23 protein-coding genes are annotated in these 26,470 nt (G+C 71.8%); 11 read left to right on the top strand and 12 right to left on the bottom strand.

Annotation, left to right across the window (positions count from 1 at the left end; translation table 11 throughout):
- Nucleotides 1-239: 239 nt before the first annotated feature.
- From ID574_RS17280 to ID574_RS17260, 5 genes are all read left to right on the top strand, one after another.
- Nucleotides 240-2,648, top strand: a complete 2,409-nt coding sequence (locus ID574_RS17280; RefSeq protein ID WP_188189914.1) for a beta-xylosidase/alpha-l-arabinosidase — start codon at nt 240-242, stop codon at nt 2,646-2,648.
- Nucleotides 2,632-3,666: a LacI family DNA-binding transcriptional regulator gene (locus ID574_RS17275; RefSeq protein WP_188189913.1), complete on the top strand. Its 1,035-nt coding sequence runs from the start codon at nt 2,632-2,634 to the stop codon at nt 3,664-3,666. The genes ID574_RS17280 and ID574_RS17275 overlap by 17 nt, the downstream gene beginning before the upstream one ends.
- Before the next feature lie 47 nt (nt 3,667-3,713).
- Nucleotides 3,714-4,988, top strand: a complete 1,275-nt coding sequence (locus ID574_RS17270) for a PP2C family protein-serine/threonine phosphatase (RefSeq protein ID WP_188189912.1) — start codon at nt 3,714-3,716, stop codon at nt 4,986-4,988.
- A 127-nt stretch (nt 4,989-5,115) separates the two neighbouring features.
- Nucleotides 5,116-5,622 carry a GNAT family N-acetyltransferase gene (locus tag ID574_RS17265; protein WP_188189911.1) on the top strand — a complete coding sequence of 169 codons (507 nt, stop codon included), beginning with the start codon at nt 5,116-5,118 and terminating at the stop codon, nt 5,620-5,622.
- 54 nt (nt 5,623-5,676) lie between these two features.
- The gene (locus ID574_RS17260) at nt 5,677-6,858 is read left to right on the top strand and encodes an ROK family transcriptional regulator (protein ID WP_188189910.1); all 1,182 of its coding nucleotides are present in this window, start codon (nt 5,677-5,679) and stop codon (nt 6,856-6,858) included.
- Nucleotides 6,859-7,066: 208 nt separating this feature from the next.
- On the opposite strand, the gene ID574_RS17255 is transcribed toward ID574_RS17260, so the two are convergent.
- From ID574_RS17255 to ID574_RS17245, 3 genes are read right to left on the bottom strand one after another with little or no spacing between them, the layout of a single operon-like run.
- Complete coding sequence (locus tag ID574_RS17255; RefSeq protein WP_188189909.1) at nt 7,067-8,257, bottom strand: LacI family DNA-binding transcriptional regulator; 1,191 nt, start codon at nt 8,255-8,257, stop codon at nt 7,067-7,069.
- A 30-nt stretch (nt 8,258-8,287) separates the two neighbouring features.
- The gene (locus ID574_RS17250) at nt 8,288-9,157 is read right to left on the bottom strand and encodes a PfkB family carbohydrate kinase (protein WP_188189908.1); all 870 of its coding nucleotides are present in this window, start codon (nt 9,155-9,157) and stop codon (nt 8,288-8,290) included.
- A 1-nt stretch (nt 9,158) separates the two neighbouring features.
- Nucleotides 9,159-10,163, bottom strand: coding sequence for an SIS domain-containing protein (locus tag ID574_RS17245; protein WP_223166783.1), 1,005 nt, complete (start codon nt 10,161-10,163; stop codon nt 9,159-9,161).
- Nucleotides 10,164-10,410: 247 nt separating this feature from the next.
- Here ID574_RS17245 and ID574_RS17240 point away from each other — a divergent pair, with 247 nt between their 5' ends.
- From ID574_RS17240 to ID574_RS17220, 5 genes are all read left to right on the top strand, one after another.
- The gene (locus ID574_RS17240) at nt 10,411-11,724 is read left to right on the top strand and encodes an ABC transporter substrate-binding protein (protein WP_188189907.1); all 1,314 of its coding nucleotides are present in this window, start codon (nt 10,411-10,413) and stop codon (nt 11,722-11,724) included.
- Between the two features lie 2 nt (nt 11,725-11,726).
- On the top strand, nt 11,727-12,614 hold the full coding sequence (locus ID574_RS17235) for a carbohydrate ABC transporter permease (protein WP_188189906.1): 888 nt from the start codon (nt 11,727-11,729) through the stop codon (nt 12,612-12,614).
- On the top strand, nt 12,608-13,444 hold the full coding sequence (locus tag ID574_RS17230) for a carbohydrate ABC transporter permease (RefSeq protein WP_188189905.1): 837 nt from the start codon (nt 12,608-12,610) through the stop codon (nt 13,442-13,444). The genes ID574_RS17235 and ID574_RS17230 overlap by 7 nt, the downstream gene beginning before the upstream one ends.
- Before the next feature lie 9 nt (nt 13,445-13,453).
- Complete coding sequence (locus ID574_RS17225) at nt 13,454-14,290, top strand: sugar phosphate isomerase/epimerase family protein (RefSeq protein ID WP_188189904.1); 837 nt, start codon at nt 13,454-13,456, stop codon at nt 14,288-14,290.
- A 189-nt stretch (nt 14,291-14,479) separates the two neighbouring features.
- On the top strand, nt 14,480-15,745 hold the full coding sequence (locus tag ID574_RS17220) for a hypothetical protein (protein ID WP_188189903.1): 1,266 nt from the start codon (nt 14,480-14,482) through the stop codon (nt 15,743-15,745).
- 45 nt (nt 15,746-15,790) lie between these two features.
- Here the strand turns inward: ID574_RS17220 and ID574_RS17215 are convergent, their stop codons facing one another.
- The 7 genes from ID574_RS17215 to ID574_RS17185 all read right to left on the bottom strand — a co-directional run bounded on the left by ID574_RS17215 (nt 15,791) and on the right by ID574_RS17185 (nt 22,649).
- Complete coding sequence (locus tag ID574_RS17215; RefSeq protein WP_188189902.1) at nt 15,791-17,044, bottom strand: xylan 1,4-beta-xylosidase; 1,254 nt, start codon at nt 17,042-17,044, stop codon at nt 15,791-15,793.
- A 237-nt stretch (nt 17,045-17,281) separates the two neighbouring features.
- Entirely contained in the window at nt 17,282-18,274 is a 993-nt protein-coding gene (locus ID574_RS17210) for an endonuclease/exonuclease/phosphatase family protein (RefSeq protein ID WP_223166782.1), read from the bottom strand.
- A gap of 55 nt (nt 18,275-18,329) precedes the next feature.
- Complete coding sequence (locus ID574_RS17205) at nt 18,330-19,295, bottom strand: quinone oxidoreductase family protein (RefSeq protein ID WP_188189901.1); 966 nt, start codon at nt 19,293-19,295, stop codon at nt 18,330-18,332.
- The gene (locus ID574_RS17200) at nt 19,295-19,657 is read right to left on the bottom strand and encodes a hypothetical protein (protein ID WP_188189900.1); all 363 of its coding nucleotides are present in this window, start codon (nt 19,655-19,657) and stop codon (nt 19,295-19,297) included. Before ID574_RS17200 ends, ID574_RS17205 begins: the two co-directional genes overlap by 1 nt.
- Entirely contained in the window at nt 19,654-20,520 is an 867-nt protein-coding gene (locus ID574_RS17195; RefSeq protein WP_188189899.1) for a DODA-type extradiol aromatic ring-opening family dioxygenase, read from the bottom strand. Before ID574_RS17195 ends, ID574_RS17200 begins: the two co-directional genes overlap by 4 nt.
- Nucleotides 20,521-21,417 (bottom strand): citryl-CoA lyase, encoded by an 897-nt coding sequence (locus ID574_RS17190; RefSeq protein ID WP_223166781.1) that lies wholly within the window; start codon nt 21,415-21,417, stop codon nt 20,521-20,523.
- Nucleotides 21,414-22,649, bottom strand: a complete 1,236-nt coding sequence (locus ID574_RS17185) for a CaiB/BaiF CoA transferase family protein (protein WP_188189898.1) — start codon at nt 22,647-22,649, stop codon at nt 21,414-21,416. The genes ID574_RS17190 and ID574_RS17185 overlap by 4 nt, the downstream gene beginning before the upstream one ends.
- A gap of 191 nt (nt 22,650-22,840) precedes the next feature.
- Between ID574_RS17185 and ID574_RS17180 the strand changes: the two genes are divergently transcribed.
- Entirely contained in the window at nt 22,841-24,286 is a 1,446-nt protein-coding gene (locus tag ID574_RS17180; protein WP_188189897.1) for an amidohydrolase family protein, read from the top strand.
- Nucleotides 24,287-24,484: 198 nt separating this feature from the next.
- Here the strand turns inward: ID574_RS17180 and ID574_RS17175 are convergent, their stop codons facing one another.
- Nucleotides 24,485-25,423 (bottom strand): ThuA domain-containing protein, encoded by a 939-nt coding sequence (locus tag ID574_RS17175; RefSeq protein ID WP_188189896.1) that lies wholly within the window; start codon nt 25,421-25,423, stop codon nt 24,485-24,487.
- A gap of 106 nt (nt 25,424-25,529) precedes the next feature.
- Nucleotides 25,530-26,333: an IclR family transcriptional regulator domain-containing protein gene (locus ID574_RS17170; RefSeq protein ID WP_188189895.1), complete on the bottom strand. Its 804-nt coding sequence runs from the start codon at nt 26,331-26,333 to the stop codon at nt 25,530-25,532.
- Between the last annotated feature and the right edge of the window lie 137 nt (nt 26,334-26,470).

The following is a 26,470-nucleotide window of genomic DNA, read 5'->3' as shown; positions in this document are numbered from 1 at the left end:
TGAGCCTGTCGAAACATTTACGACATGCCGCGTGGTCCGCCAATCTAGGTTTCGACCATGGGCCTGTCAAGAGTGCTCGAATCAGGAATCTCCCCATTCCGAAAGGGCCTGTGTAGAGTACTCAGGCGCGGCGCTCAACTGGTCATCTGATGCCGGGAGGTTTCGCTCGCGAGTCGCTCAACGACGTCGAAACATTTCGAAAAACTCACGCTGGAATCGCCCTTAAGGAGAGCATGCAGATGACGGCTGTAGATCGGACGCCCGCGGTGGACGGCGTGCTCCGTCCGTGGCAGGATCCGACTCTCCCCGTGGCCGACCGGGTCCACGCCCTCCTTGAGGAGATGACCCTGGAGGAGAAGGTCGGCCAGCTCGGCAGCCGGTGGATCGGCAACGACATGCAGGACCAGGAGCTGTCGCAGGACGAGGCGGCGCCGAACGTGGCGCCGATGCAGGACGTGTTCTCGGCCTCGGGCACCGTCCCCTTCGAGGAGGCGATCCGCCACGGCCTCGGCCACCTGACCCGCGTGCACGGCAGCGGGCCCGTGACGGCGCGGGAGGGCGCCGCCGAGGTGGTCAGGCTGCAGCGGCAGGTGGTGGAGCAGTCCAGGCTCGGCATCCCGGCGATCGTCCACGAGGAGTGCCTGACCGGGTTCACGACGTACGGGGCGACGGTCTATCCCGCGGCCATCGCGTGGGCCGCCACGTTCGATCCCGGCCTGGTGGAGCGGATGGCGGCCGCCATCGGGCGCGACATGCGGGCCGTGGGCGTGCACCAGGGGCTGTCGCCGGTCATGGACGTGGTGCGCGACTACCGGTGGGGACGGGTCGAGGAGACCATGGGCGAGGACCCGTACCTCGTCTCGATGCTCGGCGCCGCCTACGTGCGCGGCCTCGAGAGCGCGGGGATCATCGCCACGCTCAAGCACTTCGCGGGCTACTCCGCCTCCCGGGCGGCCCGCAACCACGGCCCCGTCCCGATGGGACGCCGCGAGCTGATGGACATGATCCTGCCGCCGTTCGAGACGGCCATCGCGATCGGCGGAGCCCGGTCGGTGATGAACTCCTACTCCGACGTGGACGGCGTGCCCGCCGGGGCGGACCCGTGGCTGCTGACCGAGGTGCTGCGCGAGGACTGGGGCTTCACCGGGACCGTCGTGTCGGACTACTGGGCGGTCCCGTTCCTGGCGACCATGCACAAGATCGCCGCCGACCCTCGAGAGGCCGGCGTGCGGGCACTGGAAGCCGGCATCGACGTCGAGCTGCCCGACACGCTCGGCTTCGGGCAGCACCTCGTCGAGCGGGTGCGGAGCGGCGAGATCCCCGAGTCGCTGATCGACCGGGCGGCGCGCCGGCTGCTCACCCAGAAGGTCCAGCTGGGGCTGCTCGACCCGGACTGGACGCCCGAGAGATCCGTGGCCGGGGCCGACTCCGTGGACCTCGACTCGCCGGGCAACCGGGCGCTGGCCCGCGAGCTGGCCGAGCGGTCGATCGTGCTGCTCGACGCCGGTGACGTGCTGCCGCTGCGGCCCGGGCTGCGCCGGGTGGCGGTCGTCGGGCCGTGCGCCGACGACCCGCGGACGTTCATGGGCTGCTACGCCTTCCCCAACCACGTGCTGCCCCGCCACCCCGGGCTCGGGCTCGGCGTCGAGGCGCCCAGCCTCCTCGACGCGCTGCGTGCCGAGCTGCCCGACGCGGAGATCGTCCACGAGCGGGGCTGCGACGTGCAGGGCCACGACCGCTCCGGCTTCGCCGCCGCGGCCGCCGCGGCACGCGGGTCCGACCTGTGCGTGGTGGCCGTCGGCGACCTCGCCGGCCTCTTCGGGCACGGCACGTCGGGGGAGGGCTGCGACGCCGACGACCTGCGGCTGCCCGGCGTGCAGGAAGACCTGCTGGCCGAGCTCGCGGCCACCGGCACGCCGGTCGTCGTGGTGGTCGTGTCCGGCCGCCCGTACGCGCTGGGCGACGTGCACGCCGGCGCCGCCGCGCTGGTCCAGGCGTTCATGCCGGGCGAGGAGGGCGGCGCCGCCATCGCCGGCGTGCTGTCCGGCCGCGTCCAGCCCTCGGGCAGGCTGCCGGTGCAGATCCCGCGCGGCCACGGCGGCCAGCCGGGCACCTACCTGCAGCCGCCGCTGGGCGCCGACAGCCACGGCATCAGCAACCTGGACCCGACGCCGCTGTTCCCGTTCGGGTACGGCGTCTCCTACACCACCTTCGAGGTCGGCGACCTGCGCATCGACGCCGCCGACGTGCCCACGGACGGCGAGTTCGCGGTGACCGTCCGGGTGCGCAACACCGGCGGGCGGGCCGGCGAGGAGGTCGTCCAGCTCTACCTGCACGACGTCGTCGCCCAGGTGACCCGGCCGGTCCGGCAGCTGGCCGGCTTCGCCAGAGTCCCGCTGGAGCCCGGTGCGAGCGCCCGCGTGACGTTCCAGGTGCACGCCGACCGGACGGCCTTCACCGGACGCGATCTGAGGCGCATCGTGGAGCCCGGAGACGTCGAGATACTCGTCGGCACGTCCGCGGCCGACCTGCCGTGCCGGGGCACGGTCCGGCTGACCGGCCCCGCGCGGGTGGTCGGGCACGATCGGCGTCTCGTCACACCTGTAGTGGTGGAGCAGCAGGAGGGAAGCGATGCCGGCCAGTCCTAGACGCGCCACGCTGGCCACGGTCGCGGCCTCGGCCGGCGTGTCGGTGGCGACCGTGTCCAAAGTGCTCAACGGCCGCAGCGACGTGGCGCCCGCCACGCGTTCCCTCGTGGAGTCGCTGCTGCGGGAGCACGACTACGTCGCGCCGCCGCCGCGCCGTGCCGACCCCGTCGCGACGGACACGGTCGAGGTGCAGTTCGACGGCGACTTCAACGCCTACTCCACGGAGATCATTCAGGGAGTGGTCGAGGCCGGTGCCGAGCTGGGCGTCGGCATCGTCGTCAGCGCCAGGAAGAAAGCCGACAATCCCGCTGCGTGGGCACGCGGCCTGGTCGCCGCCGGGCGCAGGGCGCTGCTGTCCGTCACGAGCCATGAGCTGACCAACCAGCAGATCACCGCTCTGGCCCGCGTACAGCTGCCGCTGGTCGTGCTCGACCCGCTGAACATGCCGCACGCCCGCGTGACGAGCATCGGCTCGACCAACTTCGCCGGCGGCCTCGCCGCGACCCAGCACCTGCTGTCCCTCGGGCACCGGCGCATCGCCTACATCGGCGGCCCCGCCACCGCGGCCTGCAACCAGGCGCGCATGCACGGCTATCGCGCCGCCTTGGAGGCCGAAGGGGTGCCGGTGCCGCCCGGCTACACGCGGTTCGGGCATTTCCACTACCAGGACGGCCTGGAGAGCGGCGGGGCCGTGCTCGACCTGCCCGAGCCGCCGACGGCGATCTTCGTCGGGTGCGACGAGAGCGCGCTCGGCGTCATGGAGGCGGCCCGGATGCGGGGCCTGCGCATCCCCGAGGACCTCAGCATCGTGGGCTTCGACGACACCCAGATCGCCCGGATGGCCTCGCCGCCCCTCACCACCGTCCGGCAGCCGCTGCGCGAGATGGGCGCCGTGGCGCTGCGCACGGCGTTGCGCCTGGCGGCCGGCGAGAAGATCGACTCCCACCACGTCGAGCTGGCCACCGAGCTGATCGTCCGCGGCTCCACGGCGGATGTGACCTGCTCGGAGCATGCCTGAGAGGCGTCCGCGCCGGGTAGGACCTCCTTGATCGGGGGTGGGACGTCATGCGGGGCGAGGACGGCGAGCCGCTGGGCGGCTCGCTGCGTGACAAGGACGAGGGGCTGCTCGGCGGTTTGCTGCGGGCCGGTCACCTGGCCTCGCTGGAGGACCTGCCCGCCCTGGTCGCCGAGCACGCCGGGCGCGCCGGGCTCGCACACGCCATGCTGTACGTCGCCGACCTGCAGCAGCAGTTCCTGGTGCCGCTGCCGGGCCAGCGCGACGAGGCCGGCAACCCGCTGGAGCGGATCCCCATCGACACCACCGTCGCCGGGCTGGCCTTCCGCGGCCTGGAGCCGGTCCACGCCCGCGCCGCCGTCGCCCCCGGCGCGACCGCCGAGCCCCCGGCCGGGGACGGGCCGCGGCGGCTGTGGGTGCCGCTGCTGGACTGCACCGAGCGCATCGGCGTGCTCGGCGTGATCGTGTCCAACGCCGACGAGGCCGTGCTGGCGCGGGTCAACCGACTGGCCTCCCTGGTCTCCCTGCTCGTGGAGAGCAAGCGCGGCTTCAGCGACATGTACGCGCAGCTGGTGCGCACCCGTCCGATGGCCCTGTCCGCCGAGGTGCTGTGGAACCTGATGCCGGGCGCCACGTTCGCCAACGACCGGGTCGTCGTCACCGCCGCGCTGGAGCCGGCGTACGAGGTGGGCGGCGACGCCTTCGACTTCGCGCTCAACGGCGACCTGCTCCGGCTGTCGATCTTCGACGCCATGGGGCACGACACCTCCGCCGGGCTCACCGCCACCATCGCCGTGGGGTGCGGCCGCAAGTACCGCCGGGAGGGGGCCGACGTCCTGGCCGCCGGCGAGGCCATCGACGACGCGATCGCCGACCAGTTCGCCACCGACCGCTTCGCCACCGGCATCCTGGCCGATCTGGACATCCGTACCGGGTGGCTGGTGTGGGCCAACCGGGGGCACCCCCCGCCGGTGGTGCTGCGCCGCGGCCAGGTGGTCGCCACCCTGGACGGCGCGTCCGGCGCGCCCATGGGGCTCCGGCTGGGCCTGCCCACCGAGCTCGGTCGCTACCAGCTGGAGCCGGGGGACCGGCTGCTGCTCTACACCGACGGCGTGATCGAGGCGCAGGACCCGAAGGGCGAGCTGTTCGGGCTGGAGCGCTTCATCGACTTCGTCATCCGGCGCGAGACCGACGGCGTGCCGGCCCCCGAGACCCTGCGCCGGTTGATCAACACCATCCTCGACCACCAGCGCGGCTGGCTGCAGGACGACGCCACCGTGCTCCTGGTGGAGTGGTGCGCCGAATCGGACGACTTCGCGGCGTAGCGCCGTTCTTCGCACGGTCGATTCCACGCCATCCCTCCGCCCTGCTGCGAGGCGCATACCGGTCTGGCGGCCGGTGGACGTAAGGGAGGATGGGATCGTGCAGTCCGGAACACGTGGGGGGAGCGGGATGGATCACGACGTGACGGTGCGGGCGGAGACCGCCGGGGACGAGGACGCGATCAGGGACGTGATTCTCGCGGCCTTCCCCACGCCGTACGAGGCCGACCTGGTCGAGGCGCTGCGCCGGGACCCGGCGTGGATCCCCCGCCTGTCCCGCGTGGCGGTCGGCCGCGGCGGCCGGGTCCTCGCCCATGCCCTGCTCACCCGCTGCCACGTCGGCGAGACGCCCGCGCTGGCGCTGGCCCCGGTGGCCGTCCTGCCGGAGGCGCAGCGGAAGGGGCTGGGCGCCCTGGTGACGCGGGACGCGCTGGAGACGGCGCGCGAGCACGGCGAGAGCGCCGTGGTCGTGCTCGGCCATCCCGAGTACTATCCGCGCTTCGGCTTCACGACCGCCTCCCGCCACGGCATCGAGGCCACCTTCGAGGCGCCCGACGAGGCGCTGATGGCCATGTCGCTCGACGGCGCCCCGCTGCCGAAGGGCACCATCAGGTACGCGCCGCCCTTCGGCGTCTGAGGCCGTCCGGTCCGGCGGCCGAAGCTGTTCGATGCCGGAAGTAGGGTAGGCCGCATGCCGAATGGACCGACCGGTCAGGCGCCGGGGGCAGGTGTGCTCCTGGCCATCCTTAGGGACGGGCAGGCCCGTACCCGCGGGGAGCTCGCCCAGCTCACCGGGCTGTCCAGGTCCACGGTGTCGCAGCGGCTGGACGGGCTGATCGACCGCCGCTGGGTGGTGGCCGGCGAGGACTCGATCTCCTCGGGGGGCCGGCCCGCCACGGTGTTCGCGTTCAACGGGGGAGCGCGGGTCGTGCTCGCGGCCGACCTCGGCGCCACCCACGCCCGCCTGGCCGTGATCGACCTCGGCATGACCGTGCTCGCCGAGCGGGCCGCGGAGCTGCCCGTCGACCGCGGGCCCGAGCGCACGCTGACCTGGGTCGTGGACGCCTTCCAGGAGCTGCTCGCCGGCGTCGGCCGCGACCTGGCGAGTGTGTGCGGGGTGGGCGTCGGCCTGCCCGGGCCGGTCGAGCACGCCTCGGGACGGCCGGCGAACCCGCCGATCATGCCCGGCTGGGACGGCTTCCCGGTGCCGCAGTGGCTCGGCGACCGGCTCGGCGCACCCGTCCTGGTCGACAACGACGTCAACATCATGGCGCTCGGAGAGCACTGGGCCGCCCGTCCCCAGGTCGATCATCTGATCTTCGTCAAGATGGGCACGGGCATCGGCTGCGGCATCATCTCCGGCCGCAGGCTCCACCGCGGCGCACAGGGCACGGCGGGGGACATCGGCCACGTACGCGTGCCCGACTCCGAGGCGCCGTGCCGGTGCGGCAACGCCGGCTGCCTGGAGGCGGTGGCCGGCGGCGCGTCGATGGCGGCGGCGCTGCGTGCCGCCGGGATCGAGGCGCGGGGCGGCAGGGACGTGGTGGCGCTCATGCGCGCGGGCGACCTCCGCGCCACGCGGCTGGTCCGGCAGGCCGGACGCGAGGTCGGCGTCGTGATGGCGTCGATCGTCAACTTCTTCAACCCGTCCGTCGTCGTGATCGGCGGAGACCTCGCTGAGGCGGGTGAGCAGGTGCTCGCGGGGGTGCGTGAGACGATCTACAGCCGGTCGCTGCCGCTGGCCACGCAGCATCTCGGCATCCGGGTGAGCGAGCTGGGGGATCGGGCGGGGGTCCTCGGGGCCGCCGTCATGGTCGTCGAGCACGTGCTCTCGCCCGGCGCCCTCGACCAGATCGTCACCGGGGCGCAGTGACTTCTCGATCGCCCTCGGACTTCTAGGCCGCCCCCGGGCCGCCGGCCCGCGTGTGGCAGGGGCACGGCGGGACTGCGGCGGATGCCCTGCCTGGGACGGCGGGCGTGGCATCGGGGCGGGCGTGCATGGTGCCCTTCCCGGGTTGCGCGGTGACCGGCCCCCTGGGATTGCCGACGGTGATGAGCCGGACAGCCGGGTGCGAACGTGCTCAGGAGCCGGACGGCGGGGCGACAGAGCCGGACGGTGGGGCGACGGGGCCGGACGGTGGGGCGGCCGAGGCGCGTGGCGGGGCCGGGGCGCGCGGCGGCGCCGGGGCGCGCGGCGGGGCCACGGAGGCGCGCTGGATGAGGCGGGAGCGCAGGGTGTGCATCTCGCGGGCGGGCTCGGCCCCGCCGAGGATGTCGAGCAGCACCTCGGCCGCCTTGGCCCCCAGCTCGTGCACAGGCTGGGCGATCATCGTCAGCGGCGGCTCCATGACCGCCGCCCACGCGCTGTCGTCGAACCCGATCAGCGCAACGTCGTCCGGATAGGACAGCCCGGCCGCCCGCAGGGCCCGCAGCGAGCCCGTCATGCCGTCGGTCTCGGTGCAGAAGACGGCGGTGGCGCGGTCGGGCAGCGCGAGCATGCGCCCGACCTCGCGCACCACCCGCTCCTCCGTCTTCGGCCCCACCATCACCAGCTCGGGGTCGAAGGGGATGTGGGCGTCGTCGAGCGCGTCGAGGTAGCCGCGCAGCCGCTCCCCGTCGGTCCACAGGTTGCGGGAGGCCGCCGCCACCAGCTCGCGTCTGGTGGCCGGCGGCTCGGCCACCGGCGGCCCCCACACGAACCCGATGCGGCGGTGCCCGGCCGCGATGAGCACCTCGACCGCCTCCCGCGCCGCGTCGCGGTTGTCGATCACGACCGCGTCGAGGTCGAGCGCCGAAACCGCGCGGTCCACGAGCACGACGGGGATGCCGCGGTCCATGGCCGCCTTGATGTGCGCGACCTGGTCGCGCTGGACGGCGGCGGAGGCCACGATGACGCCGTCGACGCGCTTGTCGATGAGCACGTTCGTGGCCGCGATCTCCTCCTGGAGGTTCTCGTACGTGCTCAGCACGATCACGTCGAACCCCCGGGCCCGCGAGGTGTCGGAGACGCCCCGCAGCAGCCCCGCGAAGAACGGGTTGCCGATGTCGGCGACGATCACGCCCAGCGTGTGGCTCACGCCGGTGGACATGCTCCTGGCCAGCGCGTTCGCACGGTAGCCCAGCTTCTCGGCCGCCGCGAGCACCCGCGCCCGCAGCTCCGGGCTGACGTATCCGTAACCGCCGAGCGTGCGGGCCGCCGTGGCGCGGCCCACCCCGGCCTCCGCCGCCACCTCCGAGATCGTCGGCCCCGCCTGGCCGCGGTCAGCTGGCATGGATGTCGTCCCTCGTTCCTGATCGGCGCATCACATCGTAGTCACGGACGCCCGCCCGTGACCGAAGGCCCCTTCCACGAAACACTGTTCGAACGCCGACTGCGCGCCCCCGCGCAGAGCCCGCTCGATCATGCCGCGATCCGGCCGGACGTCCGCCGCCCAGCCGTCGCGCAGCAGCGAGACCGCGAACCCGGCGAGGAAGGCGTCGCCGCAGCCCATCGTGTCCACGATGGCCCCCTCCACGAGCCGTGCCGAGCCGGCGACCGTGACCCGGCCGTCGGTGGCGATCGCGCCGTGGACTCCCCGCGTGCCGAGCGCGAGCCCGGCCCCCCGGCCCACCGCCTCGGCCAGCAACTCCACCGTGGCGTCCGCGGAGAGGTGGGAGCAGGACAGCAGCACGAGGTCGGCGTACGGGCAGACCCGATCCAGGTAGGCGGGGGTGCGGTACTCCTCCTCGCTGGACAGGTCGAAGCCGACCAGCCTGCCGAGCGCGGCCAGCTTCGGCAGCTCGGGCTCGCTGCGCGAGTAGACGCTCGAATGCACGAGGTCGAAGCCGCCCGCGTAGCGGAGCAGATCGTCGTCGAGCACGAGAGGCTCGCGTACGGTGACGCCGCCGCCGTTCCAGCCGAGGAACACCCGGTCGCCGTCGTCGACCCGGAGGTGGGAGACACCGCTCTCACCCGCCCTCACGACGCAGCGGTCGACCGCCACCCCTTCGGCGGCGATCGACTCGCGGAGGAAGCGGCCGAGGTCGTCGTCGCCGAAGACCCCCAGGTAGGCCGCCTCGACGCCGAGGCGGCTGGCGTAGACGGCGACGTTGACGCTGTTGCCGCCCGGGTAGTCCACGCCGCGGTCGACGAATCGGTCGACGATGTTGTCGCCGAAGCCGAGCACCTTCACGTCAGTAATCCATGACGCGGTAATACCGGCGCAGCTCCAGAGAGTGGTCGCGGACCCGCTCCAGGTGCTTGCTGACCCGGCCCATGACGGTGTCGAGCACCAGCGGCGCGAGCAGCCCGCGGAACTCCGGGCTGATGCCGGTGAGCGGGTAGTCGCGGGTGTCGAAGACCGTGACGTCCTTCGAGACGCGCCTGGCGAACGCCGCTGCGCGGTCGGTGAGCGGGCGCGTCTCGTCCTCGCCCTGGAAGATGATCACGCTCGTGTCCTCTTCCAGCAGCTCCAGCGAGCCGTGGAAGAACTCGGCGCTGTGCACGCGGGTGGTGCGCAGCCACTGCATCTCCTCGAGGATGCACATCGAGTAGAGGTAGGTGAACCCCCACAGGTTCCCGCCGCCGATGAGGAAGTGGTAGTCGGTCTCCTTGTGCGCCTCGGCGAAGGCGGCGGCCGCGGGCTCGGCCTGCCTCGCCACCTCGACGAGGATCTCCGGGATGGCGGCGAACTCGCCGGCGAACTTCTCGTACCCGTCGAACTCGCCCCGCCGCGCCAGCAACCGGCCCATGAACAGCAGCAGCTGCATGTCGAACGGCCACGTCTTGGGCTGGGAGATGAACGCCTGGTCCACCTTCGTGGCCACCGGCGAGTCCGGGTGGCCGGTGAAGGAGATCGTGTAGGCGCCCTTGGACTTGCAGTACTCGATGGCCCGGATGCTGTCGTCGGTGGTGCCGGAGACCGAGGTGAACAGCGCCACCGTGCGCTCGCCGAGCCGCGCGTCGCCGGAGACGACCAGCTCGGCCGCGATGGCGGCGCGCACGTCGAGGGTGGAGCTGCGCCGGGCCAAGTGCTCGTACGGCCACATCTGGGCGTAGGTGCCGCCGGCCCCGACGAGGAGCAGCGTGTCGAATCCCTCGTCCACGAGCCGGTCGACCACCTCCTCGATCTGCGGCCGCAGGGCCACCGCGCTCGCCACCTGGGCGAGAAATTCCGGCTCGTTGAATCCGAGCATCATCGCAATCCTTTCGGGATCCGGCGTGGAATCGTGTGATACCGGTATCACGCGGAGGTCACGTTGACACAGGCGCCCGTGCGCCGTCAACCCGACATTTCCACTCCCCCTCAGTGAGCTGCGTTTTCGGCGGACGGCGCAAGGTCACGCCAGGTTAACGAAAGAAAGATCTTGGCCGACGGGTCTGGTACCGGTATCAGACGAGCTGTAGGGTCGGCCCACATCACGGCGGATCCGAGAAAGGAAGCCCATGCGCCCTCGCGCACTGTCGACGTTCGCGGCACTCCTCGGGACACTCACGCTGGCCGCCTGCTCCGGCGGGCAGTCACAGACCACTTCGGCGGCCGACGTGGCCGCGACGCCGGAGTTCTCCGGAACGCTGAGCATCCTCACGAAGTTCGCGGGCGACCCCACCGGCCCCTACTTCGAGAACCTCGCGGCCGAGTACCGCAAGAAGCACCCGCAGGTGAAGATCGAGCTGATCCAGGAGACCGACCAGAGCGTCAAGGACAAGCTCAAGACGCTCACGGCCTCGGACGCGCTCCCGGACATCTACTTCACCTGGACCGGCAACTGGGCGGACAACTACATCCGCGGTGGACGGGCCGCCGACCTCACCAAGGTGATCGGCCCGGACACCGAGTGGGGCAAGACGTTCAGCCCCGGCTCGCTGGAGGCCTTCGCCCGCGACGGCAAGTACTACGGCATCCCGCTGTACGGCAACGGGAAGTTCATGGGCTACAGCAAGACGGCTTTCGAGAAGGCCGGGGTCAAGGTGCCGGCCACGTTCGAGGAGCTCATCGCCGCCTGCGGCCCGCTGCGCAAGGCCGGGTACGAGCCCGTCGCGTTCGGCAACAAGGACGGCTGGCCCGCGTTGCACTACCTGCAGCAGCTGTTCGCGTACAACGTGCCGCACGACACCCTCCAGGCCGACTTCGTCCCGGAGACGGCCAAGCTCGACCACCCGGGCTACGTCACCTCGCTCACCCAGTTCAAGACGCTGGTCGACCAGTGCACCGACACCAAGAGCGGCACCAACGGCGTGCTCTACTCCTCCGCCCAGGAGGCCTTCGCGGGCGGCAAGGCCGCCATGTACTACCAGGAGATCCTGGAGTTCGACAACGCGACGTCGGGCAAGGTCAAGCCGGACGACTTCGGCATCTTCCAGCTCCCCGTGCCGCAGAACGCCGCCGGCGATCCCACCGTGCTGGAGGGCTCGCCCGAGGGATACCTGGTCAACGCCAAGTCGCCCAGGGTCGCGCTCGCCGTCGACTTCATGAAGTTCGTCACGACCCTGGAGAACGCCAAGACGCTGTCGTCGCCGCCGTACGGGCAGCCCAGCACGGTCGTCGGGGCGGTCACTCCGGAGACCTCCAGCAAGGCCGTCTACGAGGGCGTCCAGCTGGTCAACAAGGCGCCGAGGCTGGCAATCTGGCTCGACACCGTCACCGTGCCCGAGGTGGCCGACGCCTGGCTGGCCGGCGGCGAGGCCCTCGTCAGCGGCGGCACGACGCCCGAGAAGGTGCTCGAGAGCGTGCGCCAGGCCTCCGACGCGGCCAAGTAGCCGTGCGCGCCACCCTGCGAAGGACGCTCGGGCTCGCGTGGGTCGTCCCCGCCCTCGTGCTGGTCGGAGTGTTCGTCTACCTGCCGCTCGTGCAGAACCTCCAGTTCAGCACGCTCAAGTGGGACATCTACAGCGGGAGCCAGGAGTACGTCGGGCTGGACAACTACGCCCGGCTCGTCGACGACCCGGTCTTCTGGTCCGCGCTCGGCAACAACACCCTGTACGCGGTGGTCTCCATCGTGTTCCAGGTGTTCGGCGCTCTCCTGCTGGCCGCGCTCATCGAGAGCATCCGGAGCGAACGGTGGCAGCGCGCGCTGCGGGCGGTCTACTTCATCCCCGCGGCGATCTCGCTGACCGTGGCGGGTCTGCTGTTCTACTTCATCTACGAGCCGAAGCTGGGCCCGCTCAACCACGCGCTCCGGGCCGTCGGCCTGGACCAGCTGGCCCAGGCGTGGCTGGGCCAGGAGAGCACGGCCATGTCGGCGATCATCGCGATGAGCCAGTGGCAGGGCTTCGGGTACTCCACCCTGCTGTTCGCCGTCGCCATCCAGCGCATCCCGGCGGAGATCTACGGGGCCGCCGCCATCGACGGCGTCGGCCCGGTGGGCCGCTTCTTCCACGTGACGGTGCCGCTGGTGCGGGAGATGACCGGCCTGATGGCGATCGTCACGCTCTCGGGCGCGTTCCAGGTGTTCAACGAGGTCATGGTGATGACGGCCGGCGGGCCGAACAACTCCACGCAGGTGCTGGGCACGTGGCTCTACCGCAGCGGCTTCGTCCGCAACAACTTCGGGTACGCCGCGGCGATCGCGACCGTCCTCTTCGTGATCACGCTCGGCATCGCGGTCGCCCAGCTGTGGGTCGCCCGCAGGAGAAGGGTGGAATGGTGACGCGCCTGAGCTTCCTCGCAGTGATCGCCCGCGTCTTCATGTGGGCGTTCCTGCTGGCCCTGGCCGTGGTGGTGCTCTATCCGCTGGCGTGGATGACGCTCAACGGGTTCAAGACCAACGCCGAGCTCTTCGGCGACCCGTTCGCCCTGCCCCTCGACTGGAGCTTCGCCAACTACGCCAAGGCGTGGAACCGCGGGGTCAGCGACTATCTCACCACCAGCGTGCTCGTGACGCTGACCTCGACGGTGGCCACCGTGTTCGTCAGCGCGTGGGCCGCCTACGGGCTGACCCGCGTCGACATCCCGCTCGGCAAGACGCTCACGGCGGCCATCCTGGGCGGGCTGATGCTGGCGCCGACCGTGGCGCTGGTGCCACTGGTGAAGATGTTCCAGGCGATGGGCCTGTACAACACGTTCTGGGCGCTGCTCATCCTCTACACCGCCTTCCGGATCCCGTTCACGACGTTCCTCATCCGCGCGTACATGATCGACCTGCCGCGCGAGGTGGACGAGGCTGCGGCGATGGACGGTGCGGGCCGCTGGACCTGCTTCTGGCGGATCATCCTGCCGATGTGCAAGCCGATCATCACCTCGACGGTGCTGCTGCACATCCTCTTCACCTGGAACGAGTACCTCTTCGCGATGGTCTTCACCAGCGGCGCCGGCGTGCAGACCCTGCCGGTGGGCCTGACGAGCCTGATGAGCAAGCACGGCACCGCATATCCGGTGGTCTTCGCCGGGATGGTGATCGCGGCGCTCCCGGTGGTGCTGCTGTTCTTCGTCGGCCAGCGCTACATCGTCAAGGGTCTCGCCGACGGCATCGGCAAGTAAGGAACCTCCATGGCACTGTCACTCCGGCAGATCACCGGCTCGAACTTCTCCTACCAGCACCTGCCGTTCGACCGCTTCCTCGACGACGCCGCCGACCTCGGCCGCGAACAGCTGGAGCTGTGGGGCGTCGCGCCGCAGCTGCACGTCCCCCGGCTGAGCAACGCCGAAGCCCGCGCCGTCCGCCGGGCCGCGGAGTCGCGCGGGCTCGCCGTCCGCTGCCTGACGCCCGAGCAGGTGATGTACCCCGTCAATGTGGCCTCCCCGGTCCCGTGGCTGCGCGAGGGCAGCATCGCCACGTTCCGCCGCGCCGCCGAGCTGTGCGCCGAGCTGGGCGCGGAGCTGCTGTTGCTCACGCCGGGGCGGGGCTTCGAGGACGAGCCGGTGGACGCCGCGTGGCGCCGCTCCGCCGACGCGATCGGCGAGATCGCCGCGTACGCCGGGACGCTGGGCGTCACGTGCGTGCTGGAAGCCCTCCAGCGGGTGGAGTCCAACCTCGTCAACGACTCACGGGCGTTGGCCAGGATGATCGGCGAGATCGGGGCGCCGAACCTGGGCGCCGTGCTCGACACCGTGGCCATGGCCGCCGCCGGGGAGACGGTGGACGACTACTTCGACGCGCTCGGCGACCGCGTCCGCCACGTCCACCTGATCGACGGCCGGCCCACCGGGCACCTGGTGTGGGGCGACGGGGAGCTGCCCCTGGAGGACTACCTGGCGGCGCTGGGGCGGCGCGGGTATCGCGGGCACATGACGTTCGAGCTGTTCGGCGACGGCACGTACGCCTTCGCGCCGCGGGCGGCCGTGGAGCGCTGCCTGACCGCCGTCCGCACCGCCCTGCCCGCCTAGCACCGACCCGCCGTCGCCCTTCTCCCGTCGGCCGAGGCGGCACCGAAAGCCCGGGACCGGCGTCCCCGCTGACAAGGGGATCGGAAGGCCCGGGACCGGCGGCCCCTCCAACACGCACGGCTCCCTGCTTGCCCGGCCGGATCGACCTCGCGCACGAACCGGGGCGTGCCGCTGGACGTCCAACCTCTCATGAGGAGAACGAGCGGGGTGGCGGCCCTCCTGCTGGGACTGGCGCCCGGCTTCGGGATCGTGCTGATGGGGATCGACCTCGCGACCCTGCCGGCGGACCCGTCGGACCACGGCGCGTGGCCGCTCACGGCCGTGCTCTTCATCGTCATGTCGCCGCTCGTCATCGTGGCAGCCCTGCTCGTGCGGGCGGGCCGGCCGCTGGGGTCGTTCGCGGCCGGGCTGGTCGGCTCGCCGTACCTGATCGGGCTCGCGCTGCTGGCCGAGGAGCACGCCTCGGACCAGCCGGCCTGGGACCGGACGGCGAGCCTGGCGGGGGTGGCGCTCGCCGGGCTGACCTACCTGCTCGGCCTGGTGATGATCCCCGGGCACGGCGTCGCGGCCCGCCGGGTGATCGCCTGGCCCGCGCTCGCCGCCACCGTGGGGACGGCGGTGGCGGCATGCGCGGCCGGAGTGGACGCCTCCGCCGCGCTGTTCCTGGCGTTGATCGCCGCCTGCCTGCTCGTGCGGGCGTGGGCGGCCAGGGAGGGCGGCCGCGCGAAGGCGGTGCTGCTCGCCGGAGGAGCCGTCGTCGCGCCGTACGCGATCGTCGTGTGCAGCGTCGCGACGGCCCCCGAGACGCCGGCCTGGCTCGCGGTCGCCATCGCCGTGATCTCCGTCTGCGCCGTGGGCCCGCTGCTCGCCACCCTCGTCCGCGCGGCGGGCCGGCCCGCCGTCACGCCCGCTGACGGGCAGACGTCCGCCGATGGGCGGACGTCTGCCGCGTTGATCGCCGCTGCGATGGCGACCGGGCCGGTCGTCACCGCGCTCGGGCCGCCGGCCATCGCCGAGGCCCGGCGCATCGCGTACGAGGAAGCCCGGATCAAGGGGGTGGACGTGGGGGGCTTCCCCGAGATCGGCGACGGGTTCCTGGAGGTGGCCGCGGACGCCGTGCGCGGCTACGGTCTGCTGTTCGCCCTGACCGCCCTCGCCCTGGGGGCGGTGGCGTGGCGGGTCAGGACGGTCGGCGGCACCACGGGGACGCAGGCCGCCGCGATCCTGTGCGCCCTGCTCTACCTCCCGCTCCTCATGGCCGCCTCCACCTTCACGCCGTTCTTCATCGGCGACTCCGACGAGAACGTCAATCGGGCGGTCACCGAGGGCCCTCCCTGGTACGTCCCGGCCGTCCGCACGATCTGCGCCTGCTCGGCCGCCACTCTCATGGCCGGAATCGTCCTGATGATCCCGCCTCAGGCCCGCCTGCTCCGGAGGACCCGGGCAGGCCGTTGACGTCGACGGCCTGGCTGGGTCGTTCGGGGAGCGCAGGTTGACGTGCTAGCGGCCGCTCCACTTGATCTCGTACGGCTTGAGCGTGAACTCCTTGCCGTCCACCGTCGTGGAGACCTGGGCGTCCGTGGTGTTGACCATGAGCAGCCGCTCCGGCTGGGCCAGCACGCGGACCTTCGGGTCGGAGGAGGAGACGTCCTCCAGCTGGGCCCCGGCCGGGAACCACTTGACGAAATCGCTCACCAGCTCACCGGTCGGCAGCTCCGCGCCCGTCTTCGGGTTCCACATGCAGCCCTGGCAGGGGCCGTCCTTGGCCTGCGGGTTCCAGTACAGCGCCGTGGCGGCGCCGCTCTTGGCGAACTCCATCATCGAGGCGGCCTGCACGGCCAGGCGCCTGTTCTCGGGCCAGGTGGTGCCGTCCTCGGGCACGAAATACCACTCCGACCACCAGATCGGCATGTCGTCCGTCTTCTCGCGCAGCCACTTGGTGACCGCGCTGAACTTGCTCAGCGCGCCGAACTCGTCCGGCAGCAGCTCGTGGGCGTCGGTCGGCGAGGCGCCGTCCACGACGATGAAGTCGGCGCCCTTCTTGTTCTCGTACCAGTAGTTGAAGGCGTCCAGGACGTTCTGGTTGACGACCCCCCAGTCGCCGCGCAGCTCGGTGTCGCCGCTTCTGTTGCTGTCGAAACCGAGGTACGGGCCGCCGATCTTGGCGTCGGGACGGACTGCCTTCACCGCGTCGTAGACCTTGTTGTACAGCTCCGTGTAGCCCTTGTAGTCCGCGGGCTTGGAGTGGTCCTTCCAGAAGCCCTTGAACTCGTTCCAGACCAGGAAGTACTCCACGTCCGAGTACTTCTTGGCGACGGTGGCCGCCAGCTTGGCGAAGTCGTCGAAGTGCTGCGGGTACGGGGCGTCCTCCAGGTGCTCCGCCCAGCCCTCCTGCGAGGTCGGGCCCTCGGGGCCGCCCTTCATCCAGTCGGGGGCGCAGCAGAGCGTGATGATCGGGATGCCGCCGGACTGCTTCATGAAGTTCGTGCGGCTGTCGAGGTCCTCCCAGAAATACTGGGTTCGCGTGGGCTGTGGGTTGAGCGCGCCGAAGCCCATGATGTGCTGGTTCTGCAGCATCGGGGTCTTGGCCAGCGAGCGGGCCACGACCTGCTCGAACTGCGGGGTGATGTTGTTCGCGCTGATGCCCGTGTGCGTGAATCCCCAGCGCGGCCAGCCCGCGTCGACGGAGGGCGGCTTCTGGGCCGCGGTGGCGGACTCCGTCGGCTCGGTGGACGGACCCGCCTTGGCGGTCACGCGATCAGAATCGGGCGAGGTGGCGGGCGCCGCGCAGCTCGCGGCTAAGATCGCCACCACGGCGACGGCGATCATCCGGATCGGCCGCCCCCACATCCTTTTCCCGCTATCCGAAGACACTGCGACTCCACCCGTTCCTCATGGTCTGCCTGGCTGAGAGCATCGCACGGGCGAGGTGCCCGCGGTTGTGACGAACACGATTGACGACGAAGCGTTACCGTCCGTCGCGCGGGGCGCTCATGGCCGCACCCGCAGGTCGGCGAAGAGCGCCCGGTGGTCGGAGCCGGGGACGTCATGGATCTGCACGGAGACCGCCCCCGCCCGGCTGTCGGTGAGCACGTGGTCGATGGCCACCAGCGGCGGCAGCCTGCGCATCGGCCAGGTCGGCACCAGCCCCTGCCCGGTGGCCGCGGCCGCGTCGGTGTAGCCGGTGTCCAGCAGCCGGCGGAACACCGCGTGGTCGAGCGTGGCGTTGAAGTCGCCGGCCAGGATCCGCGGCGGCCCGGACGTGGGCGCGGGCGGCAGCGTGGACACCCCCGCCTCCCACTCCGGCACCGTCCTCGGCACCGGCGCCACCGGGTGCACGACCACGACCTCCACCGGCGACCCGCCGGGCAGCGCCACCTCGGCCACCGGCATGTGGTGCCCGACCGGCTCGAACACGCCGGTGCGCTCGTGCAGCGGGTAACGCGCGTACACGCCGCTGCCCACCGGCCCCCACGTCTCAGGCTTGATCACGTGGTACGGCAGCAGCCCCTCCAGCCCGGCGGCCGCCAGCCGGTCGCGGGCCGACCAGGTCAGCTCCTGCAGGCTGAGCACGTCCACGTTCAGTTTGCGTACCAGATCGACGATCACCTGGGCGTCCCCGCGCCCGCCGTTGAGGTTGGCGGTCAGCACCCGCAGCGGCCGCCCCTCGACCGCGCCGGGGCTCGCGACCGCCCGCGGCACGACGCACCAGGCCAGGCAGACGCACACCGCCAGCATGACCGCGGTCGCGGCCCTGTTGCGCTGGAGGGCAGCCACCGCCAGCACGATCAGCGCCGCGACCGCGAAGTACGGCGTGAAGGAGACCAGCGGCACCAGCAGCACCCCCGACTCCAGCCCGCCGAGCCGCACGGCCGTCCCCGCCGCGAACAGCACCGCGACCGCCACGACGAGCCATGCCGCCCATCTGCGCCTGGGCTTCCTGCGCGCCGCCTCGCCCCCGGCGGCGACCTCCTGTACAAGCACGTCCACGAACCTAGACGGCGTTCATGAGATTTTTATGATGGCGCGTGACGTGGCGTCACGCCGGGTGCGGTGTGAGGACGAGCCGGCCGGACGTGGCGCCGGTGGATTGGCGGTGCCAGGCCGAGGCGACGTCCTCCAAGGGCACGGCCTCGTGAGCCGCGTCCAGCCGTCCGGCCGCCGCCAGCTCCGCGATCTTCCCGATGGCGGCGGCTTTCTGCTCCCTGGTCAGCTCGGTGTTGGTGTAGCCGAGGACGTGGAGTGAGCGGCTGCGCAGGGTGGAGGAGTCCAGGGGGCACGTCTCGCCCGCCGAGCTGCCCAGGTTGACCAGCCGCCCATGGGGCCGCAGGGTGCGGGCGGCCGCGGCGGCCGGGACGCCGAAGAGCGGGTCGAGCACCAGGTCCACGGGCCCGTCGCAGGCGGCGGACAGCCGGGCCGCCAGCTCGGCGACGTCGTCGGTGTCCAGCGCGACCACCGCGTCCGCGCCCGCCCGCCGGGCCCGTTCCCGCGCGGCGGCGGAGCGGGCCGCCGCGACGACGCGCCGCGCGCCCGCGACCCGGGCCAGCTGCACGGCGGCCTGCCCGACCACGCCCCCGGCCCCCAGCACCAGCACCTGCTCACCGGCCGCCAGCTCGCCGCGCCAGGTCAGCGCCATGTAAGCGGCCACCGCGGACAGCCCCAGCGCGGCGACGGCCACCGGGTCGGCCCCAGCGGGCAGCTCGACGAGGTCGTCGGCGGGCACGCAGGCCATTTCCGCCATGCTGCCCTCGCCCGGCGCCATCCCCGCGTCCGTCGGGAACCACACGAGCGTGCCGTCGCCGACCGTCCCGACGCCCTGGACTCCCGGGACGTACGGCGTGTCCGGGGTGCCGAAGTACGAGGTCCCGCCGGCGCACAGCACGTCGAGCGGGGTGATGGGGGCGGCCAGCACCCGCACCACCCGGTCTCCCGCCTCCGGTGAGGGCGCCGGCCGGTCGGCCACCCGGGGCGGCCGGCCGCAGGTCACGATCTGCGCGGCCCTCATCAGGTGGCGATGTCCGGGTACGGCAGGCTGTGGTGGGACAGCCGCCGGGCGTACTCCAGCTGGAACCCGAGCGGCTCGGCGTAGTCGCGCTCGAACACCGCGATGAACAGGGTGAGCGTCAGGAACGGATGCGCGCCCAGCTCGAACAGCTTCGGGTAGTCGTGCGTGGCCAGCGCCTCCCGCTCGGTGTCGTCGAAGCGGAGCCAGGTGGACGACTCGCCGGTGTGGCAGCCGAGGATGCGGTTTGCGTACTCGGCCTCCCACCACTCGACGGTGGCCCGCGGCTCCTCGCGGTAGCGTTCGACCAGCTCGGGGTCGCGGTCGACGGTGAACAGGAACTTGTTCAGCAGATACTTGCTCACGACCGGCCGCCTCCGTTCGGGTACCAGGTGAAATACGCCTCCATGGTGTGGAACAGGTCGTAGGTGTCGACGTAGTCGGCCTTCCTGCCCTCGCCCGCGACGCCCATCATCAGCATGAAGTCCATGAAGCCGTGGGTGGCGTTGCCGGGGTTCCACAGACTGTCCAGGGTGACCTCGGACAGGCAGCCCTCGATGTCCCCCGTGGAGATCCACTCGACGGCCTTGCGGTCGAACTCCGGGTCGGGGCCGTGCGGCCCGAACTGGCGCGGCCCGCCGAGCTCGAGCGACAGGTGGCCGGTGCCGATGACCGCGACCCGCCGATCGTCCGGCCACGACTCCACCAGCTCGCGGATGGCCTTGCCGAGCTGGACGAACCGCTGGGGCCGCGGCAGCGGCGGGGCGAAGATGTTGGTGTAGACGGGCACGATGGGCAGGTCGTTCTGCGGGCGCCGGGTGATGATCGGGCACGTGATGGAGTGGTCGATCCGCAGCTCGTTGGAGAAGGCCAGGTCGAAGCCCAGGTCCAGGCCGCCCCGCAGGAGGTGGGCCGACAGGTCCTCCTGGCCCTTGAAGAGCATCCTCGGCAGGCCGAACTCGCGTTCCTCGTTGGAGAAGTTGGCGTCGTAGAAGGGCGCCTTGCCGACCAGGAACTGCGGCATGTTGTCCAGCCAGAGCTGGTGGAAGTGGTCGGAGCCGACCATGACCAGCACGTCCGGCCTGGCCCTGGTCAGGGTCTCGCGGAACGCCTCGACCTTGCGTACCCACTCGTCGGCGAACGGCGGCCGGTCCTCGCCGGTGGAGGTGGAGGCGCGGTAGTAGAAGGGGTGGTGGGTGGACGCGATGACCGCGACGACTTCAGCCATCTAGAGACCTCCGTTGGAGTACGGCTCTGGAGGGATGGACCGGTTGTTGAGGTCCACCGACAGGAAGATGTCGTTCGCCACGGGACGGCGCAGCTCCTCGGCCAGCTGGCCGATCAGCCCGGCGGTCCTGGCCAGCAGCGCGAAGGCGCGCAGCAGCTCCAGCGGGAGCCCGAGGTCGGCGAGCGCGGCCCCGCACACCCCGGCGCCGTTGAGCGGCAGCGTCCGGCCCAGGACCTGCGGGTGGACGCGGCCGATGGCGGCGAACAGCTTCAGGTGGGGCCCGTAGAGGCCCTCTTCGGCGGCGATCCCGAACAGGCGCGGGGTGCGCGGATCGCCGTCCTTGTGCACGTGGTGGCCGAGGCCGGGGATGAGCTCGCGCTGCTCGCGGCAGGCGCGGACGGTCTCCAGGGCGAGGGCGTCCCAGCCGGCGTCGTCCTGGGGGAGCGGGTGCTCGCCCAGCACGTCGGCGAGGAAGCGGCCGCAGTCCTCGGTGACGCCGAGGAAGCGAGAGCCGCCGCCGAGCAGTCCGGCCGCGAGCGCGCCCTGCACGGAGTCCGGCGCCGACAGGTACGTCAGGCGCGTCACGATGGCGGTGGGCGTGAACCCGTGATCGGCGAGGGCGGCCAGGACGGCCTCGAACACCCGGATCTCGCCCGGCGTCGGGCGGCGCTGCGTGGCCAGCCAGAACGCCAGCTCGCCGAAGCCCACGTGGCCCATGACGTCCTCGGCCAGGTCCTGCCCGAGCAGCGTGATCGTCTTGAGCGACGACGCGCCGAGTGCCGTCGGATACGTCCGCGGTCCGGCCTGACGCCCCTGATCCGCCGCGTGCTTCCGCTTCGCCGGGGTCTCCTGCTCCGCCGCGTTCTCCCGCTTCGCCGGGGTCTTCTGCTCCGTCACGTCCGACCTCGTTCCGAGGGCCCGACCGGCTCTTCCCCCGCCGAGCCGGTGGGTGGTCCCGCGGGGGCGGCGAGCCACCTGCGGAGCTCGGTGCCGTGCTCGTCGAGCTCCGGTGGCGGCAGCGCATAGCCGACCGGCGTCTCTGAGAACCGGATCGGGTGCCGCGTCGTCGGCACCGCCCGCTCACCCTCGCCCACCTCCACGACGGGATCCAGCCCGAACCGCTCGGCCATGGCGAACCCGCCGTCGATGGTGTTGATCGGCCCGCTCGGCACCCCGGCCTCGACCAGCAGCTCGAACCACTCCACCGCCCCCCGCGCGGCCAGCCGCTCGACGAGGATCGGCCGCAGCTCGTCGCGGCGCGCGGTGCGGTCGGCGTTGCGGGCGAAACGCGGGTCGTCGGCGATCTCGGGGATGCCGAGCACCTCACACAACTTCCTGAACTGGCCGTCGTTGGCGGCGGTGACGATGAGGTCGTGGTCGGCGGTGGGCAGCGGCTCGTACGGGAACACGCTCGGATGCGCGTTGCCCATCCGGTACGGCACGACCCCGCCCGCCACGTACGCGGAGCTGTGGTTGACCAGCCCCGTCAGCGCCGACGACAGCAGGTTGACCTCGACGTGCTGCCCCTGCCCGGTGGCGTCGCGGTGGCGCAGGGCGGCGAGGACGCCGATGACGGCGTGGTTGCCGGCCATCACGTCGAACACGGAGATCCCGGCCCGGTACGGCGGTCCGTCCGGATCGCCAGTGAGGCTCATCAGCCCGGACATGGCCTGCACCATCAGGTCGTAGCCCGGCACCCGCGCCCCGGCCCCCGACCCGAACCCGCTGATGGAGGCGTACACGACGCCGGGGTTGCCGGCCCGCACCGAGGCGTAGTCGAGGCCGTACTTGGCCAGCCCGCCCGGCCGGAAGTTCTCGATCAGCACGTCCGCGCGCCGGGCCAGCTCCCTGGCCGACTCCGCGTCGGCCTCGTCCCGCAGGTCGAGCGCGATCGACCGCTTCCCCCGGTTGACCCCGAGATAGTACGTCGACACCTCGCCGCGCACCGGCGGCATCCACCCGCGGGTGTCGTCCCCCGTGGGGCCCTCGACCTTGACCACGTCGGCGCCGAGGTCCGCCAGCAGCATCGTGGCGTACGGCCCGGCCAGGACGCGGGAGAAGTCGGCCACCAGCACGCCGGACAGCGGCCCGCCCCCGGCCGGCCCGTCGGATACGGCGTCGTCTGTCATCAGCATTCCCTCACAAGCCAGGCGTGTTCGTGCAGCGGACATATGTCCGCAATGGAGATTCTGGCATATCGCTCTACCTCTCCCAAGTCTTGACAGCGCTCCGGGCGATCGTAGAGTTACGGCGAACAACATGACCGTGTAGCGGACATCCGTTCGGAAGCCGCTGCCACCGCGCGGTGAGGAGTTCGTCGATGAGCGAGCGGACTGAATTCGAGGCCGGACGGCCTGTGGTGCTGCGCGGCGGCACGGTGCTGCCGATCGACGGCCGGCGCACGGTGCTGGAACGCAGCGACGTGCTGGTCACCGGCGACCGGATCGCCGCGGTGGGCCCCGGCCTGGAGGTGCCGGAGGGCACGGCCGAGATCGACGCGTCCGGCGGCATCGTCATGCCCGGCATGATCGACACTCACCGGCACATGTGGCAGACCGCGTTGCGCGGCTACGGCGCCGACTGGACGCTCACGCAGTACTTCGTCTGGTTCTACCTGGAGCACGGCAAGCTGTTCCGGCCCGAGGACGTGCACGCGGGCAACACCCTGGCCGCGATCGAAGCCCTCGACGCCGGCGTCACCACCGTCGTCGACTGGTCGCACGGCCTGCGGACGGCAGACCACGCCGACGCCGCGGTGGACGCGCTGCAGGCGGTGCCGGGACGGTACGTGCTCGCGTACGGCAACATCCAGCAGCCGCCCGCCGAGTGGACGGCCGCGCCCGAGTTCCGCGACTTCGTGAACCGCCGGATCACCGGCGACGACCTGCTCGGCTTCCAGCTCGCCTTCGACGTGCTGGGCGACCCCGCCTTCCCGGAGAAGCCCGCCTTCGAGGTGGCGCGGGAGCTGGGCGCGCCGGTCACCACGCACGCCGGCGTGTGGGGCGCGACCAGCGACGACGGCATCCGGCTCATGTACGAGCACGGCTTCATGACCCCCGAGACCATCTACGTGCACGCCGCGTCGCTCTCGGCCGACTCCTACCACCGCATCGCCGCCACCGGCGGCTCCATCTCGGTCTCCACCGAGAGCGAGCAGAGCGCCGGCCAGGGCTACCCGCCCACCTGGGCGGTCCGCGCCCACGGCATCCCGGTGTCGCTGTCCATGGACACCAGCGTGTGGTGGAGCGGCGACCTGTTCTCCGCCATGCGCACCACGCTCGGCGCCGACCGCTCCCGCGAGCACCTGGAGGCGCACGCCAAGGGCGACACCGTCACGCACTGCGGCCTGCGCGCCGACCAGGTCGTGGAGTGGGCCACGCTGGGCGGCGCCCGCGCGATCGGCCGCGACGACCTGGGGGTGATCGCCGAGGGCAAGAAGGCCGACCTGGTGCTCATCAAGAACGACCGTTCGCCCGTCTCGTTCCCGCTGCTCCATCCGTACGGGCACGTGGCGTTCCAGGCACAGCGCGGTGACGTGCACACCGTGCTGGTCAACGGGCGCGTGGTCAAGCACGAGCACGAGCTGATCGGTGTCGATCTCGTCGCGGTGCGGCGCCAGGTCGAGCGGACGGTGGACTATCTGCGTGGGGAGATGGGCGAGGATGCCTGGCTGAAGGGCATGAATCCGGACATTCCCGCGACGAAGATCCTGGACAACCCGTACACGTACACCGACTACCGCAGCGACGCGACGCATCGCCTCTAGCCCCCGATGCCGCGCTCCTGTCCGCCGTACTCCGGCTGAGGTCCTTCGGGGAAGGGGATTCCAGCGCGCCCGCGTCGACCGGCGGTGAGACGGCTGGCGCGCCCGCGCCGACCGGCGGTGAGACGGCTGCCCCATGCCCCGCCGCCGGGCCCCGCCGCGGTCCCGCCGCCGGGCCTCGGCGGCGGGGCGGAAAGCGGTCTAGCGGCAGAAGGGGGCCATGCCCAGCACGGATTTCACCCCGCCGAGCAGGTGCCGCAGGAAGTGCTGGTCGCCTTCCAGCGGCTCGTCGGTCCACGTCTTGACGTCGTGGCCGAGGGTGGTGAGCCAGGCCTTGCCGCCGTCGTAGTAGTGGCACCAGCTGACCGGATGGTCGTCACCGTGCCCGGGGTGGCCGAGGCTGCCGCGCACGCCTCGGGCCAGGGTGCTCTCGTCCACTTCGGCCAGCACGCGGACGCGGTTCGGATAGGGGATGAGGTTGTACCACTCGTCGGTGAACGCCCAGCGTTGCGGCAGGCCTTGGGTGGAGGCGTCGCGGTGGTTGACGGTGACGACGGTGCCGGGCTGGTTGGGGCCGTGGTCGTAGAAGTTGGCGTTGCCGAGCAGGCCTTCGTACCAGGGCCAGTTGTACTCGGTGCCGAAGGCGTTGTGCACGCCGACGAAGCCGCCGCCGGCGCGGATGTACTGCCGCAGCGCGGTCTGCGCGGCGTCGTCGAGGGTGTCGCGGGTGGTGCTGAGGAACATCACGGCGTTGTACCGGAGTAAGCGACTCGCGGCCGACAGTTGCGTGACGTCCTCGGTGTAGTCGACGGCGAACCCGTTGTCCTGGCCCAGCTTGAGCACCGCCTTGATGGCGACGTTGTCGTCATTGAGCGGCGGGTTCAGGCCGGCGCCGAGCGGGGTGCCCAGGTGGGCGTGGCGGGAGGCGGCGGTGCGGCTGTAGACGAGCAGCCTGTAGCCCTTGGCCGGATCGAAGTTGCCCCAGTCGTGGTAACAACGGGGGTCGGTGCCGCGGCAGACCCCGTAGTCGGGGTCGCCGAGGTTCTGGGCTCCGCCGGGCAGGGCGGCGGAGCTGGGAGCGGTGGCGGTGAGCAGGAGTGCGGCCGCCCCTGCGAGGGCGGCGATCGACGGGACGCGCATGAGCACCTCACGTGCTTCGATCCGCTACGTGGTGATCCACAAAACGGCTTCGAGCGTAACCAGAGGCGACAATCCGGACAAGGCGCAGCCCGGCACGGCGCTCGCGTCAGGACGTCATCGTGACGTGGGGGACCGTCTCGTACGTGGCCCAGTCGGCGCTGATGGCGCCGGCCGTCTTCAGCAGGAGCGGCAGGTGCTCCTCGGCCAGGCGCTCCACCGAGGTCTCGGCCGCGTGCGCGTTGACGTTGATGGCGGCGATCACGTTGCCGAGCCCGTCCCTGAGGGGCGCGGCCACGCTGCGGATGCCCAGAGCGAGCTCCTCGTCCGTGAGCGCCCACCCCTTGGCGCGGACCTCCCGCAGCGCCGCGTCGCGCTCAGTCACGTCCGGGCGCCAGCGCGGCTCCACGCCCGAGCGGCTCGGCTCCGCGAGCACCCGGTCCACCTCGTCCGGCGGCAGCGCGGCCAGCAACACCTTTCCCAGGGACGTCTGCAGGGCCGGGAACCGGGTCCCGATCTGCACCGACAGGGTGACGATCTTGGGGACGGCCACGCGGGCGACGTACACGATGTCGGATCCGTCGAGCTGGGCGATCGAGCACGATTCCCGCGTCTGCGCCACCAGCCGCTCCATGTGCGGCCGGGCCACCTCCCACAGCCCCATCGAGCGCACGTACGACACCCCCAGCTCCAGCACCCGCGGCGTGAGCGCGTAGCCGCCGGGCTCGCTCCTGGCGTAGCCGAGCTCCTGCAGGGTGAGCAGGATGCGCCGGGCCGTGGGCCGGGCCAGGCCGGCGGCGGTCGCCACCTCGGTCAGGGACATGACGCGCCGGCCCGGCTGGAACGCCCTGATCACATCGAGGCCGCGGGCCAGCGCCTCGATGAAATCGGGGCCGGTGTCAGCACGTGCCATGGAAACGCCTCCCTGCTCGGAATCCCGCCGATCCGACTCTAGACCGTGATGGCCTGGTGTCCGCACAGCGGCGACCGGGGCGAGCATAGCGATGCCCGCCCCAGCCGCGGATTCAGGGTTCAGAGAGTGGGGGACGT

It is taken from the genome of Nonomuraea sp. SYSU D8015 (assembly GCF_008065375.1).
Lineage (GTDB): Bacteria > Actinomycetota > Actinomycetes > Streptosporangiales > Streptosporangiaceae > Nonomuraea.
This window is presented reverse-complemented; position numbering and strand designations above follow the sequence as displayed.